Here is a 19,082-nt window from a genome sequence, read left to right on the forward strand (position 1 = left end):
GTCGCCGTTGCCAACCGGAGGTCTCCGTGGCTCACGCTAACGCCCGCACGACCGTCTATGCCCGCAAGCTGATCGTCGCTCGTGTCCGGGCCGGTCACCGGCCCGGCGAGGTGGCCAAGCAGCTGGGGATCAGCCGGCAGACGGTCTACAAGTGGTGGGGCCGCTGGCGCACCGAGGGCGAGGCCGGGCTGGCCGACCGCTCCTCCCGCCCGCACCGCATGCCGCGCAAGACCTCGGCGGAGACGACCGCGCAGATCGTCACCGCCCGGATCGAGCACCACGCCGGGCCGGTCCGGCTGGCCGCGATCGTGGGGGTCGCGGCCTCCACCATCGGGGTCGTGCTCGCCCGCGCCGGGATGCCGCGGCTGGCCGAGGTCGACCGGCTCACCGGCGAGCTCCTGCACGGCCGGCGGCACAGCGGGCGCCGGTACGAGCGCGAGCACCCTGGCGACCTGCTGCACGTCGACGTCATGAAGCTCGGCCGGATACCGGACGGCGGTGGCCGGCGGGTGCATGGCCGGCAGGCCACCGCCGACCACCGACACAAGCCGGTGCCCATCGGCTTCGACTACGTGCACGTCGCCATCGACGACCACACGCGGCTGGCCTACGTCGAGGTGCTGCCCGATGAGCGGGTGCACGCCTGCGCCGGCTTCCTGACCCGCGCGGTGGCCTGGTTCGCCGGCCACGACGTCACCATCGCCCGGGTGCTGACCGACAACGCAAAGACCTACCGGATCGGCAACGCCTGGATCACCGCCTGCGCCCTGCTGAACATCGGCCGCCGGTTCACCAAGCCCGGCAGGCCCTGGACCAACGGCAAGGCCGAGCGGTTCAACCGCCCCCTGCGCACCGAGTGGCCTACGCCACCGCCTGGACCAGCAACGACCAGCGCACCGCCGCGCTGGACAGCTGGCTGACCCACTACAACACTGCCCGCAGCCACTCCGCCCTCAGAGGTCACCCGCCGATCAGCCGACTCGCCGCGTGAACAACCTGTGTGGTCGCGACAACTAGGCCCGGCCGCTGGCGCGCAGGAGGGCCCGGCGAACGGGACGGAGGGGACGTGTGCGGAGGAGGCGGCCGGCGGCCCGCCTGGGGAACGTCGACACGACGTGCAGGACCGGTCGGCGGAACGGCCGGAGAGCCCGGGTGAGCGCGGCCCGGACAGCACACGGTGCGGGTTCCGTCCGGGCGTCGAGGTACGACTCGAACCAGTCGAGGAAGTAGCGGCGGGACTCGTGGTAGCCGCCTGCACGGGTGACCGTCGCGACCTCGCTGTGCGCGTGCTGGCGGTAGTCCAGCCACAGGGAGCTGGAGAACCACACCGGCCAGGACAGGAGACCTTCGCGAGGAACGCCTGGTCCTCGTACATCCCGGTGAAGTGTGACTCGAAGCCGCCGACCGAGTCGACGACCTCCCGTCGGACCAGCACGTCCATGCCGGCGCCCCCGGCCGGTCCGAGCGGATAGAGGTTCACCACTGCATCCGGAGGCGGGACCACGCGGTCGAGCACGTGCCCGGTCGGGATGACCTCGTCGACCCCACCGGCCCAGGACGACCAGTAGCGGACCGTGCCGCAGACGAGGCCCAGCTCCGGATGCGCGTCGAGGAGCGCGACCTGCTCGGCCAGCTTGCCGGGACGCCAGACGTCGTCGACGTCGATGAACTCGCCCCGCGGCGCCGAGATGCCGAAGTTCCGGGTGGCACTCATGCCCCGGTTTCACGTGGCCCGGGTGCTCGAGGTAGCGGATCCGGTCGGGGTGTCGCGCCTGCTACTCGAGCGCACGGGCGGTGCTGTTGTCGGTGGAGCCGTCGTCGCAGAGCAGGAACTCGAAGTGGTCGTAGCTCTGCGTCATGACGCTGGCGATCGCCTCGTCGAAGAATTGCTCGCCGTTGCAGAAGATGCAGACGACGGCCACCCGAGCGGCTCTCACGTCATCAGAGGGAGCAGAGGCCATAGTACGCATGCTCTCCTGAGGCTGACGGCTCGGCCTCGCGGCAGTGTGCTCGCCCCCGGGTCGGCAGCACGGTGGACAGGTACCGTCTTCATGCGACGTCAGACGGTCTCCACCGGAAACCCGGTTTCCGACCGCGAGAGCAAATTGCCAGGTCAGCCTATGGTGAGGTGGTCGTGCCGTCGAGGAAACGCCTCCTCGTCCTGTCCGCAGTGGTTGTCGCCGCCTTCGTGGTCGCCGTGGTGGTCGTCGTCCTCCGCACGCCCGCCGCGCCGAGCGTCACTGCATCGTCGGGCACCGACCCCGCCGACCTGGTCGGCAACGAGGATCGCGACGTCGGCTGGCGCACCGATGAGGAGACAGTCGGCGCCTGGGTCGAGCTTGCCTATCCCGAGCCGACGGCCGTGGACCGCGTCCAGCTGCTCGGCCCCGGCGGTGGGGACACCGGTGCCACCAGCGCCCTCCTGACCTTCGACGGCGGCGGGGAGCTCCTCGTGACGACGGACGACGCGGGCGACGCATCCGTCGACTTCCCTGAGCGAACCGTGTCCTGGGTGCGGGTCACCGTCGCCGGGGTGCCCGACGGGGCGACGTCGGTGGCGCTGGCCGGTCTCACCGTCGACGGATCGGCGGACGACCCGCCGCGGCGGGGGAGCCGAGGACCGGTGACCGCGGAGACCTCCAGCGAGGGCAGCGCTCCGGCGGCGGCTCTGTCGGATGGCACCCCGGCCGAGGGTGACACCGGGGACGAGTGGACGCCCGCGGACGGTGACGACCGGCCGTGGGCCCGGCTGACGTGGGACACACCTCGGGAGGTGGCCAGCGTGCAGGTCTTCGGGCCGTCGTCGGCCGGCGACGACGCGGACGTGCCGTTGAGTGGCGTCCTGCGGTTCGACGACGGCAGTTCCGTCCGGGTCTCTGCAATCGCGTCCGGAGGGCACGAGGGGACCACCATCGCCTTCGCCCCGCGGATGGCCACCGCGGTACGGCTGGAGCTCGACGCGGCGGCGGGACTGCGCGAGTTCGCGGTGTACGACGCAGGCACGACCCCACCGCGCTGGCCGCAGGACGGCGACACGTACGCCGTGTCACCGCAGCCCGCGGGGACGTGTGAGGCGTCGTCGGATCCCTTCGTCCAGCCGGAGCCCGGCCGGCTGACCCTCGTCTGCCCCTCCCCGGGCTCTGTGGTGGACGGCCGGACCGACGTCGTCGTGGCGGCCGACCCCGGGACGGCCGTCGAGGCCCGCGTGTGGACCGGGGGACCGGCCACCGGGACGAACGCGGTCGACGTCGTGGCGACAGCGGTGTCCGACGGCAACGGCCGTGCGCTCCTCACACTGGACACCGCCGCGGCGCCGCGGGGGCCCCTCACCATCCGGGTGGACCGGGCGTCCGCCATCCCCGACCCGGCGACCGTCGGCGCAGGCGCACCGGTGTACGTACAGCTCTACAACCGAGCGGGGCAGGACCCGGCCACGCCCGACACCGCGCCGGAGGGCATGACCCTGCAGTGGGCCGAGGAGTTCACCGGCCCGCTGTCGGTCAGCGCCACCGGCGCCGGGGCCGACTACGCGGCACTCAAACCCGATGCCTCGAGCAGCGGCCAGTTCGGGGACGCACCGTTCGCCGACCCAGCTTCCGAGGCCGGGACGCTCACCACCGTCGACGACGAGTACCTGCGGATTCGCACCCAGCCCATCCCGTCCGCCAGCAGCCGCGACGGCACCGCAAACGTCGCCGGCCTGCTCGCCTCCACCGACGTCGACGGGGCCGGCTTCGCGGCCCAGTACGGCTACTTCGAGGCCCGGATGCTGGGCGCACCGGGACCTGGGACCTGGCCGGCGTTCTGGATGCTGAACACGGAGAGCGCCGCGCGCCCGAGTCGGACGGCGGCCGAGGTGGACGTCGTGGAGCTCTATGGGCACAACACGCTAGGCAGCTGCCACACGGTGCACAACTGGGGTGCCGAGGACGAGGTCGAGTCGGATGCCGGTGCGCCGTCCTGCCTCGACCGCAACGACTTCGCCGACTGGGCCGTCGCCTGGCACACCTACGGCGCGCGGATCACGCCTGACGCCGTCACCTTCACGATCGACGGGGAGGTGGTGGCAACAGCCGGCCGGCTGCAGCTGACCTCCGAGCCCTTCTTCTTCTTGCTCAACCTGGCTCTTGGCGGCGGGTGGCCGGTCGACCTGTCGGCGACGGGGGGCATCTCGGACCTGTACGTCGACTGGGTGCGCGTCTACTCGTGACCGGAGCCCACCCCTCTGTGGGGTGATGCTCTGTTAGCGTTCCGGGGCGATGCTGGCCGCTGTGACCGTGGACGGGGCGCGCACCCCCACAGAGCCCTCCTCCCCACAGGACGTGGTCGCGTGACGCTGCAGGACTACTTGCGGGTCCTGCGCCGCAGCTGGTGGGTCGTCCTCTCCCTCACCGTGCTCGGGGCGCTGGCCGGTCTGGTCGTCACCGTGGCGGCGACCCCGACCTACTCGGCGCAGGCCACGGTGTACGTCTCCGTGAGCGGGGACGAGAGCCCGACTGACCTGTCGACCGGTCAGTCGTTCGCGACCCAGCGCGCGATCACCTACGCCGACCTCGCGGAGACGAGGACGGTCCTCGAACGGGCCGCCGCGACCCTCGGACGCGGGACCAGCGTCAACGACCTGCGCGCCTCGGTCGCCGCCACCGCGCGGGAGGGGACGTCACTGATCGATGTCGGGGCCTCCGGCAGCAGCCCGGAGGTCGTCGTCGCCCGAGCCGACGCCGTGGCCGACGCCCTCACCACCGAGGTACCGCTGGTCGACGCGCTGGGGCCGACCTCGCCGGTGCGGCTGAGCGTCGTGCAGGCGGCCGAGACACCGGAGGCCCCGGAGTCCCCGCGCCCTCGCAACAACCTGGTGATCGGCATTGCCGTCGGGCTCGTCCTCGGGGTTGCCGTCGTGGTGGTGGCCGACGCGCTGTCGACGCGGATCCGGTCGACGACGGACCTGCCGCCCGCGCCAGGGCTGGTCACCCTCACCTCGATGCCGACCGGGCCGAAGAAGCGGTCCCGGCACGTCTCACGCACCGACGCGCGGCTCGAGTCCTTCCGCCAGCTGCGGGCCAACCTGTTGTTCGGCTCGGACGTGCGGGACACCATCGCGGTCGCCGGCGTGACCGCCGCCTCCGACGCGCAGGGGGTCGCTCGCCAGCTCGCAGCGGCCTTCGCCGAGATCGGGTCCAACGTGGTGGTCGTCGACGTCGACCTTCGGACGGAGGACGGGCGCCGCGCCCGCCCAGGGGAGCGGTCCGATGCAGGACCGCCTGCCCCCGGTGTGGCGGACGTTCTCGGTGGCGCGGCAAAGGTCGACGATGTGGTGACCCTGGTTCCGGGGGAGAAGGTCTTCGAGGTCCCGGCCGGACGGGTGGACGCCTCGTCGGCGCAACGCATGAGCACGCCCGCGATGCAGAAGCTGCTGGATGAGCTCAGGGAGCCCTTCGACTACGTCGTGCTGGCCTGCCCGCCGCTGGTCGAGCGGTCGGAGTCGGCCGTGGCGGCGAAGCTCGCCGGCAGTGCGCTCGTCGTGGTCGAGTCCGGAGTGACAAAGCGGACGGAATTCCTCCTCGCGCTCGAACTGCTCGCCGGCGTCCGGGTCACCTCGGTCAGCGTGGCCATCGACCACGTGCGCGAGCAGGACCTCGGAGGCGGTCGGACGGCACGGTCCGTCCCTCTTGATGAGGGGGGACAGACGGCCCTCCCCTCAACTTCCGACCGATCACATCCGAGCAGCGCACTGTGACGCCGCGGCGGACGAGCCGCTCCGCGAGCTCACCTCGAGGCGGACGATTCATGGGCACCTACTCGTGGCCCGTCCGAGAACCCGGCCGTCCGGCTGCGTGCAGCTTCTGCACGAGGCCGGTGGTGGCCAGCCGCGGGGCGAGGGCAAGAGCGCGGAGTTGATCGACCCGGCGCGCGACCAGCCGCCCCTGCGCCCGGCGCAGGCGGGCGCGCAGGAGGAGGAGTCGCGCCGCCTCCGTCCGGTCCAGCGATGCGGCCGCTGCGAGCGCTGCTTGCCAGGCGACCAGCGCCTCCCGTTTGTAGCCGGCCATCTCACACAGCTCGGCGGCCCACCGGTGTACGGCGATCTGCTCCTGCAGGAGCGCGGAGCTGCTCAGACCGAGCGAGAGGAGCAACTTCTCGTCCACCACCTGGAGGCCGGCTAGGGGGTCGGTAGCCCCTGTGGCTCGAACGTCGGCGGCCCAGTGCGCGGCGGCCGTGGCCACCGCCTGCGCTGCGGCACGCTGAAGCGAGGACTGTTCCCGGTGGATCCGGTAGTCGGTCAGTGGCTCCTTGAGGTTGTCGACCTCGAAGCGTTCCGAGATGCGCAGCCACAGGTCCAGGTCCTCGGCCGGCTCAACCTGCGGACGATAGCCGCCCGCCGCCTCGTAGTGGGACCGGCGCATCATGACGCTCGGATGGAAGAACGGGTTACCCCGGTGCAACCCTTGGGCTGCGGTGGGTCCGGTCGCTGCCGCGTCCGTGCCGATCACCCGACTCGCCTCGTCCAGGTACCGCACCCCCGTTCCGAGCAGGCCGAGGCGTGGGCGGGCGCAGAACTGTTCCACCTGTTGACGGATCCGGTCGGGGGCCGCTCGGTCGTCGGCATCCAGGCGGGCCAGCAGGTCTCCGGTACTGCGATGTACACCGTCGTTGAGCGCTCTGGCGATGCCGCCCGGTTCGGGCCGCGCAACGACCCGAACCCTCGAGTCGCGTCGCCGCCAGGACTCCAGTAGAAAAGCGCTCCCGTCGATCGACCCGTCGTCGACGACCACCAGCTCCACATGCGTGTACGTCTGCGCGAGAACGCTTCCGATCGCCTCGTCGAGGAAACGGGCGCCGTTGCGCACCGGCATCACGACTGAGACGGGCAGCACCGGTGTCACGTTGGGCATGGTGCCCGACCCCCTGCCGTTCCCGGTGGTCGTCGCCATCGGGCAGTAGCGTGCGGACCGTGTCTGCCGACTCCGGGTCGCCGTGGACGGTCAACTCAGCCCAAGGGAAGTTGGTCGATTGGCGCGAACTGTGGAACGCCCGTGAGATCGCTGCCTTCTTGGCCCTGCGCGACCTCCGCATCCGCTACAAGCAGGCGATCCTCGGCGCTGCATGGGTGGTGCTCCAGCCACTGGTCACCGTCGCCGCGTTCACGCTCGTGTTCGATCACCTCGCCGGGGTCGACACTCGTGGTGTCCCCTACGTCGCCTTCGCGCTCGCGGGCTTGTTGAGCTGGAGCTACGTGTCCCGGTGCATCGCCCGCGGCAGCGAGGTCCTCGTCGGGGACTCGGCGCTGGTCACAAAGGTGTACTTCCCGCGCTTGGCCGCCCCGCTGGCCACGCTGCTGCCGCCGCTGGTCGACCTGGTGGTCGGGCTGGTAGCCCTGGCCGTTGTCTGCGTCGTCTTGGACGTCGTGCCCACGGCCGGTCTGCTGCTGCTACCGGTTTGGCTGCTGCTTCTCGCTCTCACGGCGCTCGGCCCGACCTGCTTTCTTTCAGCGGTCAACGTCCGCTTTCGTGATGCCGGCCAGATGGTTCCCACCGCGCTGCAAGTCCTGCTCTTCCTGAGCCCGGTCGCCTATTCAGCGGCGTCCCTCGAGGGCGCCGCGCGGTACGCCTACGCCCTGAACCCCGTGGTGGGTGTGATCGAGTTCGGTCGATTCGTCCTCGTCGGCGGTCCCTGGCCCGGAACGGTCATCGCTGTCTCGACCGCCGTGTCCGTCCTCCTCGCCGTCCTGGGGATCCGGTACTTCCTCCGAGCGTCCCGGGCTTTTGCGGACGTGATCTGACGTGGATCGGGTGCAGGTCGACCGGGTCAGCAAGCGTTACGTCCTCGGGGAGCAGCGCAACCTGCGCGAGAGCCTCGCCGCGGCGGTCCGCCAGCACCGCCAGGAGCGACGCGAGCTGTGGTCGCTGCGGGACGTCGACCTGACCGTCGGTGATGGCGAGGCCGTGGGCTTCGTGGGCCGGAACGGAGCGGGCAAGAGCACCTTGCTCAAGATCCTCATGCGCATCACCACGCCGACCAGGGGTGAGGCCCGGATGCGTGGTCGGGTTGCGGGACTGCTCGAGGTCGGCACGGGCTTCCATCCCGAATTGACCGGTCGGGAGAACGTGTTCCTCAACGCGGCGGTCCTCGGGATGAGCCGCGCGGACACCGTTCGACGGTTCGACGAGATCGTCGACTTCTCCGGTGTCGAGCAGTTCCTCGACACCCCGGTGAAGCGGTACTCCAGCGGGATGTACCTCCGGCTGGCCTTCGCGGTCGCCGCGCACCTCGAACCCGACGTCCTCGTGGTCGACGAGGTACTGGCGGTCGGCGATGCCGAGTTCCAGCGCAAGTGCATGAACCGGATGTCAGAGGCGGGGGCGGAAGGGCGGACGGTCATCTTCGTGAGCCACGACCTCGCTGCTCTGAGCCGGCTCTGTTCCCGCGCGGTCTGGCTGGAGGCCGGTGTGATCCGCGACGACGGCCCGACCGCGTCCATCGTGCGGGGCTACCTGACCTCCGGCTTCGCCGGTAGCACGGCCAACGCGCCGCGCGGCGGTTCGGCGGCAGGGCACATCCTCCAGGTGAGGGTGGAGCCCCTCGACGGCTCGTCCCGGCCGCTCTTCCGCGACGAACCGATACGTATCGTCGTTCAATTCGAGGTCCTCGAGGAGCGCTTGGGGCTCGACGTAGCGGTGTCCTTGACCAATCACCGCGGCATCGGTGTGCTCGACGAGACCTTGAGCCACGTCCAGACCAACCAGTTCCCGGTCGGGAAGCACGAGGTCGCGCTCGAGGTCCCGCCCGTGCTCGCGCACGGCGACTATACGATCGGGGTGTGGTTGGGAACACCACACGAGGACGTGCAGCACGAGCGGTCAGTGCTTCGCTTCACCCTGCACGGCGAGGAGTCGGTGCAGCGAGACCGAGTGGTGGTCCTGGGACTGCCATTCCGGGTTCGGCAGCTCGACGGCGAGCCGAGCTCATGAGGACGGCGCGACCGATGATTACGGGGCATTTTCGCTGCTCTCTGGGCCCACTGGGACGTCACTGACTCGCTACTCAGGTGCAGCAGATGTTAGATGAACCGCGGGTCGTCGCCGATTGGCGCGACCCATGATGGGAGACGAACGGAATGGTCGACCGGTCTTGAGACTCAGCTCTCGCCCGGACTGCGGACCGAGGGCGGTCGTGCACTGATCACCGCTGGGCAGGGAGGCAGCGCTGCCTCCCCTCCCCTCGTCTGGCCCTACTGGCACGAGGTCGGCTGGACCGGCCATGAAGAGCCGCCGAAAGGTGATGACTAGTCACCGGACGTACCGCTGTACTGCCTCCGCCCAGGCGCGTCGCGGATCGTCCGGCTGGATGCCACCGTCCAGCGTGGTGTGGCCGGCGCCGAATCGGGTCCCGTAGAAGTTGTGGTAGACGAGATCACCGAAGACGGTGCCCACGTCACCCGGCCCGCGCTGGCTCGTCACCTCGAAGAAGTGCAGGCGGGGTGCTTCTCGTGCCGACATCTCTTCTCCCACGTCGCCTCGGGCAGGTTCGGTGTCCGTTCCCGGCTGGTAACGAGACCGGAAAGTGTGTCCGGCGCGGACGAAACGAGCCGTGCGCATCGCAAGGCAGCAGGGATGGACGTACGGCCGCCATAACCGCGCACCTGAGATCTCTGCGGTGCCCCCAACCAGGGGGGCGAGCAGCTTCTCTATCCATCCCGTGGTCAAGGGGAAGGCATCCACGTCGAGCGTGATGAAGAACTCCGTCTGACACGTCAGGACTGCCAGGTCGAGAGCGAGGTCGTGTCCGAGGTTCGCCGGCAGCAACACGGGTTCGACGTCGCGGCGTGCCCGGAGGAAATCTCGAGAACCGTCCGTTGAGCCGTTGTCCACCACGACGATCCTGACGCTGTCCGGACTGCGCCTGCGAACCACGTCCAACAGGACACGGAGGTACGGCAAGCCGTTCCAGTTCACCGTGATGACCGTCACAGCGCCCGGCGTCAGGCGGCCGAGCCGCATCCGGGCACGGCGGCGAAGCAGGGGCACCAGCAGTCGCCAGCCCAGCAACCAGGCCGCGCGGCTATGGAGCGCGTGGGTCACGAGCGGCTGCCACAGGCGGTTGGGAAGCGATCGCATGATCGGTCGGTGCAGCGGTGCGGGCCCGGCCATGGCGTTGTCCTTACCATCCCGTCGTAACGTCCTCTACCGGGGCACTCATGCCCTCACCAGCGCCCGGGGGCTCGCGCCGTGTGCCTCACTGGGGGGCGATCTCGTCACCTGACAGGCTTGGTCCTCAGCTGCATCAGGTAATGGGTGAACCGTGGGTCGTCACGGATGGCCCTGACGTAATCGTGCAGCTCCGTCGCGACCAACTTGGTGGTGTCGACCGCGCGGAAGGCGTCGAACGCCGTGTCGGTGAAGCCATGCTCCACGAGGGTGGTGCTGACGTCATACCAGTCGACGAAGCTCCTGGCGTCCCACGACTCCAGCCCGAACTGGTACTGGTAGCGGACGGCGTCGATCCATGTCGCGTCTTGGCCGTAGCCCCGGAATTGGTCGACGATCCCGCTCCCGTCCCAGCGGGGGTCGTGCCGACGGGAGACGACGGCGACCCGGGCAGCGAGGTCCGGGAGGAGGACGCAGCCGTGAAGGGCTGCACCGTCGCAGAAGATCAGCTCGTCAGCGGCGCTGTAGACCGTGAGCTGCTCGTGCAGCGAGTACCGCTGGGGGTGGAATATGGCGTATCCCTGACCCCGGAGGTAGTCCTCGAAGAGCGTCTCGCCGATGGGCCGCCCGAACCCGTCCGGCAGACCGGAACGGGAGACGTACACCCGCTTCACGCCGGCGAACCCGTCCGGGACGGTTCGAGGGAAGGTGAACCGTCGCATGTGCTCGACGAATGTCTGGTCCGGGTTCGAGGAGAAGCCATAGCCGTACAACTGCGTCGGGACGAGCGCCTGTGCGAGCCGCACGGGCCGGCTCAGCAGCAGCACGCGATCGAGGGGGATGCCCACGCCTCGGAGCACCTGATGGGCGACTGTGCGCTGGTCCGACCAGTCGACTCGTCCGAAGCCCTCGTGAAAGGCGATGTAGGGGTCTAGGTGCCGCAGGTGCTCGTAGGCCCACAGCCGGCCGAGAGACTCGAGCATGAGATGACCGAAGTGGCTGAACAGAACGCCGCCGTAGACGACCGGGACTCTGCGCTCCGATTGCAGCTCCCGGTTCAGTGCGGAGCGTTCGTCGACCGGGTCCTCCTGCCGCCACTCCGAGCCGCTGCGGAGCACGGCCGGGTCGACGAGCCGCAAAGTCCCGCTGTCCACGAGGCCTCCGCGGAGGTCGCGGTCCCGGCCCGGTGCCAGCGGGATGGAGATGACGTCGTGGTGCACGGAGATGCGTGGGTCAAGGGCCTTCGTCATCTCCGCATCCACATGTCCTGCGACGCGTAGCTTGCCCGTGACTCGGGCTCGGAGGAGAGTGACCTCCGGCCGAGCCAGCAGGTGCCGCGGGTCCTGGGTGGAGACGCGTGCGGTCGCCCTCGCGAGTCGCCTCGCGAGGGGCGGGAGCTGACGGAGACGTGACCCCGCCTCGGCCCGGAGGACGCTCACCCGGGCGAGCATAAAGCGATGGAGCCGACGGTAGCCCGGCCGACGGGCGCCCGGATGTCGTGCCGGTCAGGGCAGGGGGGCCAGCAGTGGCTCGTCCGGGTGTTCGCGGGCCTGCCGGCGGACTTGGACCACGGCGCGACGGTACGGATCGCTCGCCAGCGCGAAGGTCCACCCCGCGAGGTTGGCGACGGTGAGTGACGGCGGGCGTGCGGCGGGACGGACGAGGCTCGCCGCCACCGTCCAGGCAGCGCTCTTGACGAACCACTGCGCGGCGAGGATCCGCCACTGCCGGTGGTGAGCCGAGCCGAGCTTCCTGCTCGCGCCGATCAGCATGCTCGCGCTGCCGGTGCCGTCGGCCCGACGCTGCTTGCGCAGTTCCGCCATCGTCCGGCGGTGGCGGTGTCGGACGACGGCGGCGGGCTCGTAGACGATGAGGGCCCCGGTGGTGAGTAGCCGGCAGAGCGCCTCGTGGTCCTCCCCACCGGCCGTGGGGGTACCGGGCCCGAGGGCGGGGTCGAAGCCTCCGGCGGCGAGCAGTCGTTCGCGCCGGAAGGCCATGTTGGCGCCCGTACCCATCGCTCCGATGTGGTAGACCGCCTTGGCGCTCTCGCGCGGGTCCTGCGACTCCGACCGGAGACGTCGCTGGCGGTATCCGCGGCCGAATCCGCCGGCCGCCTCGAAGACCACCTGCGCGGGCGTGGAGAGCTCCGCCGGTGCGACTAGGCCGGTGACCGCGCCGGCCTCGGGATGGGCGTCAAAGGTCATGAGCAGGGCCTCTGCCCACCGGGGGTGCGCCTGCACGTCGTCGTCGACGAAGGCGATCAAGGTGGTGGATGCCTCGACCAGCGCGCGGTTGCGGGCCCAGGCCGTGCCCCGTCGAGGCTCCCGAACGTAGCGGACCCCTGGGTGTTCCTCGACCACCAAGCGCGCCCCGTCACCGCCAGGGTCGTTGTCAACGACGAGCACCTCGACGTCGACAGTCTGGTTCCGCAGGGAGTGGAGGCAACGGGCCAGATCGGTGGGCCGATCGCGGGTGCACACCGCCACGGTCAAGGTCGACGTGCCGGCACGGGAGCGCCACTGTTTCTCCGCCAGGCAGGGCGAGCGGTCCTGCAGAAGCCACCGCGCACTGTCACGGTGCTGGACTTGGTGCATTTCGACGGCGTCGTGCGCGGCGCGGGCGGCGAGCTCTGGGAGCCGCGCCAGCACGCCCTCCGGATCCCCGTCGACGGTGAGTTCGGCCACAGGCACCCCGTGCAGCCAGACCAGCGCGTGCACGCCTTCGGCTGGGGATGCGTACGGCGTCAACGGGGACAGCGCCGTGGCGGTCCCCGCGTCGAGGTCAACGTCGGCGACGGCCAGGCACCGGAACAGCCGGGATGTGCCGGGGCGGCACATCCGCTGGCCAAGGCGCCAGGCTTTCTTGAACATCGTCAACTCCAGTGCAGCGGCCGCTCGGTTGCTGCGGTTCGAGACGGGCGCCCCGTCGGCGAACCATGATGCGCCATCGCCGTCCCTGTGAGCGGGACGAACCGGTCAAAGCCGCTCGGATCCCACTCCTTGGGGTGGGCGGCGGTCGCCACCTGCCGACCGACTTCTGGACGCCTAGGCTGCGCAACGACATGGCACAGCGGCGGACCGCCCAGAAGTATCTGCCACGCGGAGGGGAGAGCAGATGCGAGGCGCTCGGGTTGCCCTGGTACGGCGCCGGTGAGGCGCCTCAGCGTCGTCATCACGAACTACAACTACGCGCGCTTCGTGGGGACGGCCGTCGAGAGCGCCCTCGGTCTGCGCTGGGACGACATCGAGGTGGTCGTGGTGGACGACGGCTCGACGGACGACTCGCCCGAGGTGCTGCGGCGCTACGCCGACCGTGTGCAGCTCCACTTCACGGCCAACGGCGGCCAGCGTGAAGCGGCCAACCACGGCTTCGCGGCCTGCTCCGGCGACGTCGTGATCTTCCTGGATGCCGACGACGTGCTGCCGCCCGAGCTGGCCGAGCGGCTCGCGGCGGTCTGGTCGCCGACGGTCAGCAAGGTGCAGTTCCGCATGCAGCGCATCGACGCCGCCGGCGTCCCCTTCGGGCGGCCGTTCCCGGAGTGGCGGAGGGTCCCCACGCCCGGGCAGGTGCGCCGGTGGGTGGAGCGCACGTCTGCGCAGCCCACTCCGCCTGGATCGGGCAACGCCTACGCTCGGTGGTTCCTCGAGCGGATCTTCCCGCTCGACCCGAGTCTCGGCCGGGCCGCCGACTCCGGCTGTCTTGCCGCGGCACCCCTGCACGGTGACGTGCTGACGCTGCCCGACGTGGTCGTGGGGTACCGCCAACACGGTGGCAACGACAGCGACCTGCTCGCCGACGACACCCGCTTCTCGCGGGAGGTGGTCACCGCACGGGCACGGTGGCGCTTCGCGCAACGCTCCGTCGGGGTCCCCGAGGACCAGATCAACGAGCGCCCCCTGCGCCGCAGTCGGGAGTTGCTGCAACTACGCATCGCGGGCTCACGGCTCGCGCCCGGACGGGCGCTCCTCCCGGACGATGGACGACGGCGGCTCCTGCTGGACGTACTGGTGTCCCCGGCGCATCCGGGCCCGGAACCCCTGCGGACGAGATTGCTCATCGCTGGCTGGTGCCTGTCGGTGCTGACGGCCCCCCAGGCTCTGGTCCGAGGGTTGGTCATCCGCCGTTGGCGGCGGCCATGAGTGCGGGGAACAAGGTGGACCGGTCCCGTCGTCGCACTCGTCAGCGGTCGGGTGCGCCCGTCCGGAGGTCGGCATGACGACCCTGACTCTCGTCACGGTGGCGGTCGTCGTCTACGGGGTCTTGAACACCCGTGGCTACGGGCGCGCCCTCGCGCTGGGAGCCGCGACCCCGGTCGGCGCGGCAGCGGTGGTTGGTGCCATCGCCGTGCCGACCTTCTACGCCGTGGCCGTGGGCGCCGTCGTCGGCGTCGGGCTGCGCCTCCTGCGGGCCCAAGGCCATCAACCCGGCGCCGCACCCTTACCGGTGCCGGCGAGCCGACCGCTCGTGCTCCTCGTGGTCACCTCGGTGCTCGTCACCCTCGTGTCGCCCCTGCTCTTCGACGGTCTGCCGGTCCTGAACCCCGCAGGCGGGGTCGGCACGCTCGTCGCCGGGGTCGTCACGAAGTCGAACATCGCGCAGATCGTCTACCTCGTCCTGAGTGTTGGAGTCGTCGCATATCTCGCTCGTTCCCGTTGGACGGGACCGGAGATCGTCGGGACAGCAGCGTGCCTCACCACCATGCTGTCGTTCTGGGCGTGGACCCACATGGCCGCGGGGATCCCATTCCCCGAAGGTCTGTTCGACAACTCCCCGGCGTTCACGTTCCAGAACACCCTGCCCGGAGGGGCCCCGAGAGTCAGGGGGATCTTCTCCGAGCCGGCCGGTCTGGCGATCTCCTGCCTCGTGACGATCGCCTACTGCGCCTCGCGGATGAGACACGTGCGCGGGCCGCGGAGCCTCGGCGTGCTCATCATCGGCGGTGCCGCGCTGTATCTCGGCTCGATCTCGACATCCACGACCTTTCTGGTCGCAGGGGTGATGCTGGCGGGACTGGCAACCGTGGTCCACGTCGCCTCGTTCGTGCTCGGCCGGGGGTCGTTGAGCACGGTGGTGGTGGCGGTCCTATGCGCCGCTGCCCTGACGGCTGTCTGGCTGCTGCCCTACGTCGCGAACACCGTCGGCGCCGAGATCGAGGCCAAGGTCGGAACCTCGTCGTACAACGACCGGTCCTCGGCCGACAGCACGTCCTATCAACTCGTGATGGACACCTGGGGGTTTGGAACGGGTCTTGGCTCGAACCGAGGGTCGTCATTCGCGGCGTCGCTGCTGAGCACCGTCGGGATCGTCGGTGCTGCCCTGTTCGTCGCCGCCGTCGTCATACTGGTCCGCAGGACCTGGAGACTGGTCGAGGTGCGGCCGGTGATCTGGGCGCTGGCGGCCACATTGACCGCCAAGGTGGTGTCCGGGCCCGACTTGTCCGACCCCTCAGGGATTCTCTGGCTATCACTGGGGGTCCTCGCTCACGCCGCCCTCCGGGATCAGGGCCGAGGGTCGACCCGGGCCGTCCTTGACCACTCGCGCGGGAGTACCACAGGGTCCTCGCGCTCACAGCCGGCGGAGGGGTGAGGTCATGAGCGAGAGGGTCGTCCTGTTCAGGGAGAGAGTGGGCTTTGCGCTGCTCGAACCCGTCAAGGCCCACGTGCGTCGCATTCTGAAACGTCGACAGATCCGCCCCGTTGTCATCCGACCGGGCTTGCAGTCAGCGCATCTGGTTGCCGCGGTGATGGTGAAGAATGAGGCACATCGTCTCCCGGCGCTCCTTCGGCACTATCGACGGCTCGGGGTCGAACACTTCATCTTCATCGACAACGAGTCCACGGACACCCTGCTGAGTCTGCTGATCGGGGTCAATGACGTATCAATCTACAGGGCTGAGGGGTCATTCAGCTCTGCGCGCTATGGACTCGACTGGCTGAACACCGTGCTGTCTCGTCACTGCAGCGGCAAGTGGGTCGTCCATGTCGATGCCGACGAGTTCTTGGTGTTCGATTCAGAATTGCCCGACCTGCTGTCGGTGTGTGCATGGCTAAAGAAGTCCGGGCGCCGGTCCCTGCAGGCGATCATGATTGACATGTACAGCGACAGGAAGGCGACGCAGAACGTAGTGCGGGAGGGGCAGGACCCGCTCGAGGTGTGCAGTCTCTTCGACGCGACTGGCTACGAACGCCACCATCACTGGGCCTCCGCCACCACGTGGGTCAAGGGTGGCGTGCGAGGGCGCCTGTTCTTTCCGGACCGTTGGGAAGGCCCGGCGCTCAACAAGACGCCGCTCGTCCTGTGGCGGCGGCGCTACGCGTACCTGCGCGCTGCCCATCTCATCTGGCCTAGGAATCTCAACGGAGGGCTCAAGACCGCGGAACTGGCGCTGTTGCACTTCAAGTTCACACCCTCGGCATCGGCGCTCATGGTGGATGAAGGTCACCGGGCGCAGCACACGACGGAGTACCGCGCTTACGACAACATCAGAGACGTCATCATGGTGGGGGACGAGACCCGCCAGTACCGCCAGCCGGCCGACCTGACGGGACATGGGTTGATCGCACGGATCGGTTCCACCTTCTGACTTGGCGAGGAGATGCACGCCGGGGCGTCGACTGGGAGTCCGTCGGCCAACCGGCACCCGCGAAGTGCCGGGAGCATGAGGAGAACCGGGTTGAGGAGAGGTAGAGCGGTCGAACGGCGGCTGGGTCACTGGCGCGGTGCAGCGGACTGGTACGTGCTGTCGCACGTTCGCGAAGGATCAAGCGGGCCTGCGCCACATCGTCGTCTGATGCACGCCGCCGCCTGGCTTCAGACCTCGGATGTCTGTCCGGTGCCACTCCGAAAGGTCGACGGAGAGTCCAGCGTTCCACGGCCGGTCCGAGTCGTCCAGGAGCAGCGTCCCTCCTCGCCTCACCTTCGTCGTGCTCGCACGTGCGCAGGCCATGCGCGCGCGACCATCGATGATGACGAGGTCGAGCGAGTCATCCGCGGTGTCGGCGATGGTCTGCACGTAGTCGTCGAAGTAGGAGCCCGGAGCTGCCTCCGAGGTCATGTGGCCGCTCCGCGTGGGCTCACGGAGCAGGAGCGTCACGTCCTCGGGCAGCAGGCTGCTGAGTGTCTGGTACCACTCGCGATCGTGCTCGACCACGGTCAACCGGGCGCCATGGTCATGCAGTTAGAGGCTCGAACCACCCCCACCGAACTCGAAGACCTCGGCGCCCTCAGGCAGCAGGCCAGCGACGGCATGCGCTGCGCGGTACGGCCACCACGGCCGTCGCACGTCGACGGTCGAGCGATTGCGGTCCCTCAGCCAGGGCGGAACCTCGGTCAGCAGTTGTGGGTGACGCACTGCCTCGACGGCGATCGATCGGAGGATGCCCGTTCGGGCCGCGCTCCAAGCCACGTGGGGACGATAACGTCGCTTTTACTTTGCCGCGTATCGGCCGATGGCGCGTGGCGTGACATTTTTGCTGGTAGGCCACGCGACAGCATGGACGCCACGACTGCACCAGCAGCCCCGTGGCCGCCGCCCGCTCCGGATGACACGATGGCGCACCGCCGTGGCAGCGGCGAGCAGTGACCAGGGAACGGGGAGGAGAAGGGGTGTCGGACGCTCGGGACGAGGATCCGCTGTCAGCTGACGCCGTCGTGCTCGGAGCTGGGATCAGCGGCCTGGTGTCTGCCTCCGTGTTGCTCGCACAGGGCGCTCGACGCGTCATCGTGTTGGACGAGTACGCCCATGTGGGCGGAAATCACATCGACCGGACCATCGGCGACTACACCTTCGACATCGGCAGCCTCATCTTCCAGGACGATTCACCGTTGCTGGGCCACTTCCCCGAGATGCTGCCCAGGTACGTCCCGATCGAGCCCAGTTGGTCGAGGCTGAACCCGCAGGGCCTCGTCACGCACTATCCCTTCTCCATCCGGGACGACGTGCTCGGCGCAGGCGTTCCCGAGCTCCTCCGCATGGTCAGTTCCGCCATCACCGGCAGGCTTGCCAAGCGACGTCAGAGGAACGTGCGGGACTTCGCGGAGCATCTGCTCGGCGCTTACTTCGTTGAGCGGTCGGGCCTGGGCTACTACATGCAGCGGCTCTGTGGTCTGCCGCCGGAACAGATCGACCTCGAGTTCGCGAGAAGCCGTCTGGGGTGGCTGGAGGACCAGTCGAGCGCCCGCAACCTCGTCCGGCGGTTGCTGCGATCGATGACCGGCAACCCCGAACCACCCAGTCACAACAGGCAGCTGGCTCGTCCACGGGAGGGTTACGGCTACCTGTACGGACCGGCCGTGCGGAGCCTGAGCGAGCGTGGGGTCGTGTTCCTCCTCGACACGGCCATGCGGGAGATCCGCAAGGACGGTGACAGGTTCGTCGTGACCACGGAGCGCGGATCGGTGGCCGCCCCGAGAGTTGTCTCGACCATCCCCTTGGACCGAGCGCTCAGGCTCTGCGGACTGGAGGCCCCTGGCGCCCCGCTGCCGACTGTGACCCTCCTGAGCCTGTTCTGCAGTTTCTCGGGCAGCAAGGGTTTTCAGACGCCGATCCTGTACAACTTCTCGCGCGAGGGTGCCTGGAAGCGCATCACTGTGTACTCCGATTTCTACGGGTCCTCGGGAGGGCGCGAGTTCTTCACCGTCGAAGTCATCGGTGAGCGTGTGAACAACTCGGTTGATGTTGCGGTGGAGGACTTCAGGGCGCATTGCGCCGCGAATGGTCTCCTCGTGGGTGACCTGCGCCTGGAAGGGCATCACGTCTTGGACAACGCATACCCGATCTACACGCAGGGCAGCGGACAGCGCGCCCGGGACTCGGTCAGAACATTGCGCGACTTCGGGCTCGAGTCCCTCGGTCGTCAGGGCGCGTTCCAGTACCAGCCGACCGCGCGAGCCTCGACTGTCGAGGCGGAGCGGGCGCTGCGCCCCGCAGGTCCGTGAGCC

General features: G+C 69.4%; 15 protein-coding genes and 1 pseudogene. 9 read left to right on the plus strand and 7 right to left on the minus strand.

Annotation, left to right across the window (positions count from 1 at the left end):
• Positions 1 to 26 precede the first annotated feature (26 nt).
• A pseudogene (locus GOBS_RS01940) lies at positions 27 to 991 on the plus strand (IS481 family transposase).
• A gap of 22 nt (positions 992 to 1,013) precedes the next feature.
• On the opposite strand, the gene GOBS_RS25070 reads toward GOBS_RS01940, so the two are convergent.
• Positions 1,014 to 1,328 carry a hypothetical protein gene (locus tag GOBS_RS25070; RefSeq protein ID WP_049788117.1) on the minus strand — a complete coding sequence of 105 codons (315 nt, stop codon included), beginning with the start codon at positions 1,326 to 1,328 and terminating at the stop codon, positions 1,014 to 1,016.
• Positions 1,329 to 1,775: 447 nt separating this feature from the next.
• Entirely contained in the window at positions 1,776 to 1,922 is a 147-nt protein-coding gene (locus tag GOBS_RS25915) for a glycosyltransferase family A protein (protein ID WP_166487255.1), read from the minus strand.
• Between the two features lie 212 nt (positions 1,923 to 2,134).
• Here GOBS_RS25915 and GOBS_RS01950 point away from each other — a divergent pair, with 212 nt between their 5' ends.
• Both GOBS_RS01950 and GOBS_RS01955 read left to right on the plus strand, forming a co-directional pair.
• Positions 2,135 to 4,210 carry a glycoside hydrolase family 16 protein gene (locus GOBS_RS01950; RefSeq protein WP_012946619.1) on the plus strand — a complete coding sequence of 692 codons (2,076 nt, stop codon included), beginning with the start codon at positions 2,135 to 2,137 and terminating at the stop codon, positions 4,208 to 4,210.
• A 120-nt stretch (positions 4,211 to 4,330) separates the two neighbouring features.
• A complete protein-coding gene (locus GOBS_RS01955) occupies positions 4,331 to 5,737 on the plus strand; it encodes a Wzz/FepE/Etk N-terminal domain-containing protein (protein ID WP_012946620.1) in 1,407 nt (468 codons plus the stop codon).
• A 58-nt stretch (positions 5,738 to 5,795) separates the two neighbouring features.
• Here GOBS_RS01955 and GOBS_RS25075 read toward each other — a convergent pair whose 3' ends face one another.
• Positions 5,796 to 6,881: a glycosyltransferase gene (locus tag GOBS_RS25075; protein WP_166487256.1), complete on the minus strand. Its 1,086-nt coding sequence runs from the start codon at positions 6,879 to 6,881 to the stop codon at positions 5,796 to 5,798.
• Between the two features lie 68 nt (positions 6,882 to 6,949).
• On the opposite strand from GOBS_RS25075, the gene GOBS_RS01965 reads away from it, so the two are divergent.
• Positions 6,950 to 7,777, plus strand: coding sequence for an ABC transporter permease (locus GOBS_RS01965; protein WP_049788119.1), 828 nt, complete (start codon positions 6,950 to 6,952; stop codon positions 7,775 to 7,777).
• Between the two features lie 10 nt (positions 7,778 to 7,787).
• Positions 7,788 to 8,966 (plus strand): ABC transporter ATP-binding protein, encoded by a 1,179-nt coding sequence (locus GOBS_RS01970; protein WP_049788519.1) that lies wholly within the window; start codon positions 7,788 to 7,790, stop codon positions 8,964 to 8,966.
• A gap of 318 nt (positions 8,967 to 9,284) precedes the next feature.
• On the opposite strand, the gene GOBS_RS01975 is transcribed toward GOBS_RS01970, so the two are convergent.
• The 3 genes from GOBS_RS01975 to GOBS_RS25080 all read right to left on the minus strand — a co-directional run bounded on the left by GOBS_RS01975 (position 9,285) and on the right by GOBS_RS25080 (position 13,012).
• Positions 9,285 to 10,145, minus strand: a complete 861-nt coding sequence (locus tag GOBS_RS01975; RefSeq protein WP_012946624.1) for a glycosyltransferase family 2 protein — start codon at positions 10,143 to 10,145, stop codon at positions 9,285 to 9,287.
• Between the two features lie 104 nt (positions 10,146 to 10,249).
• Entirely contained in the window at positions 10,250 to 11,392 is a 1,143-nt protein-coding gene (locus GOBS_RS01980; protein ID WP_012946625.1) for a glycosyltransferase 61 family protein, read from the minus strand.
• Positions 11,393 to 11,647: 255 nt separating this feature from the next.
• Complete coding sequence (locus GOBS_RS25080; RefSeq protein ID WP_012946626.1) at positions 11,648 to 13,012, minus strand: glycosyltransferase; 1,365 nt, start codon at positions 13,010 to 13,012, stop codon at positions 11,648 to 11,650.
• Positions 13,013 to 13,291: 279 nt separating this feature from the next.
• Here GOBS_RS25080 and GOBS_RS01990 point away from each other — a divergent pair, with 279 nt between their 5' ends.
• The 3 genes from GOBS_RS01990 to GOBS_RS02000 all read left to right on the plus strand — a co-directional run bounded on the left by GOBS_RS01990 (position 13,292) and on the right by GOBS_RS02000 (position 16,725).
• Entirely contained in the window at positions 13,292 to 14,281 is a 990-nt protein-coding gene (locus GOBS_RS01990) for a glycosyltransferase family 2 protein (protein ID WP_012946627.1), read from the plus strand.
• A 73-nt stretch (positions 14,282 to 14,354) separates the two neighbouring features.
• Entirely contained in the window at positions 14,355 to 15,728 is a 1,374-nt protein-coding gene (locus tag GOBS_RS01995; protein ID WP_012946628.1) for a hypothetical protein, read from the plus strand.
• Between the two features lie 4 nt (positions 15,729 to 15,732).
• Positions 15,733 to 16,725, plus strand: coding sequence for a glycosyltransferase family 2 protein (locus tag GOBS_RS02000; protein ID WP_012946629.1), 993 nt, complete (start codon positions 15,733 to 15,735; stop codon positions 16,723 to 16,725).
• Positions 16,726 to 16,902: 177 nt separating this feature from the next.
• Here GOBS_RS02000 and GOBS_RS02005 read toward each other — a convergent pair whose 3' ends face one another.
• Positions 16,903 to 17,298: a hypothetical protein gene (locus tag GOBS_RS02005; protein WP_166487257.1), complete on the minus strand. Its 396-nt coding sequence runs from the start codon at positions 17,296 to 17,298 to the stop codon at positions 16,903 to 16,905.
• A 449-nt stretch (positions 17,299 to 17,747) separates the two neighbouring features.
• On the opposite strand from GOBS_RS02005, the gene GOBS_RS02010 reads away from it, so the two are divergent.
• Positions 17,748 to 19,079: an FAD-dependent oxidoreductase gene (locus tag GOBS_RS02010; RefSeq protein ID WP_012946630.1), complete on the plus strand. Its 1,332-nt coding sequence runs from the start codon at positions 17,748 to 17,750 to the stop codon at positions 19,077 to 19,079.
• Positions 19,080 to 19,082 lie beyond the last annotated feature (3 nt).

The sequence above is a fragment of the Geodermatophilus obscurus DSM 43160 genome (assembly GCF_000025345.1).
Classification (GTDB): Bacteria; Actinomycetota; Actinomycetes; order Mycobacteriales; family Geodermatophilaceae; genus Geodermatophilus; species Geodermatophilus obscurus.

Coding starts and splice junctions, on each gene's coding strand:
- GOBS_RS01975 (WP_012946624.1), bottom strand. CDS start 10,145: ATGGCCGGGCCCGCACCGCTGCACCGACCGATCATGCGATCGCTTCCC.
- GOBS_RS01980 (WP_012946625.1), bottom strand. CDS start 11,392: ATGACGAAGGCCCTTGACCCACGCATCTCCGTGCACCACGACGTCATC.
- GOBS_RS25080 (WP_012946626.1), bottom strand. CDS start 13,012: ATGTTCAAGAAAGCCTGGCGCCTTGGCCAGCGGATGTGCCGCCCCGGC.
- GOBS_RS01995 (WP_012946628.1), top strand. CDS start 14,355: ATGACGACCCTGACTCTCGTCACGGTGGCGGTCGTCGTCTACGGGGTC.
- GOBS_RS02000 (WP_012946629.1), top strand. CDS start 15,733: ATGAGCGAGAGGGTCGTCCTGTTCAGGGAGAGAGTGGGCTTTGCGCTG.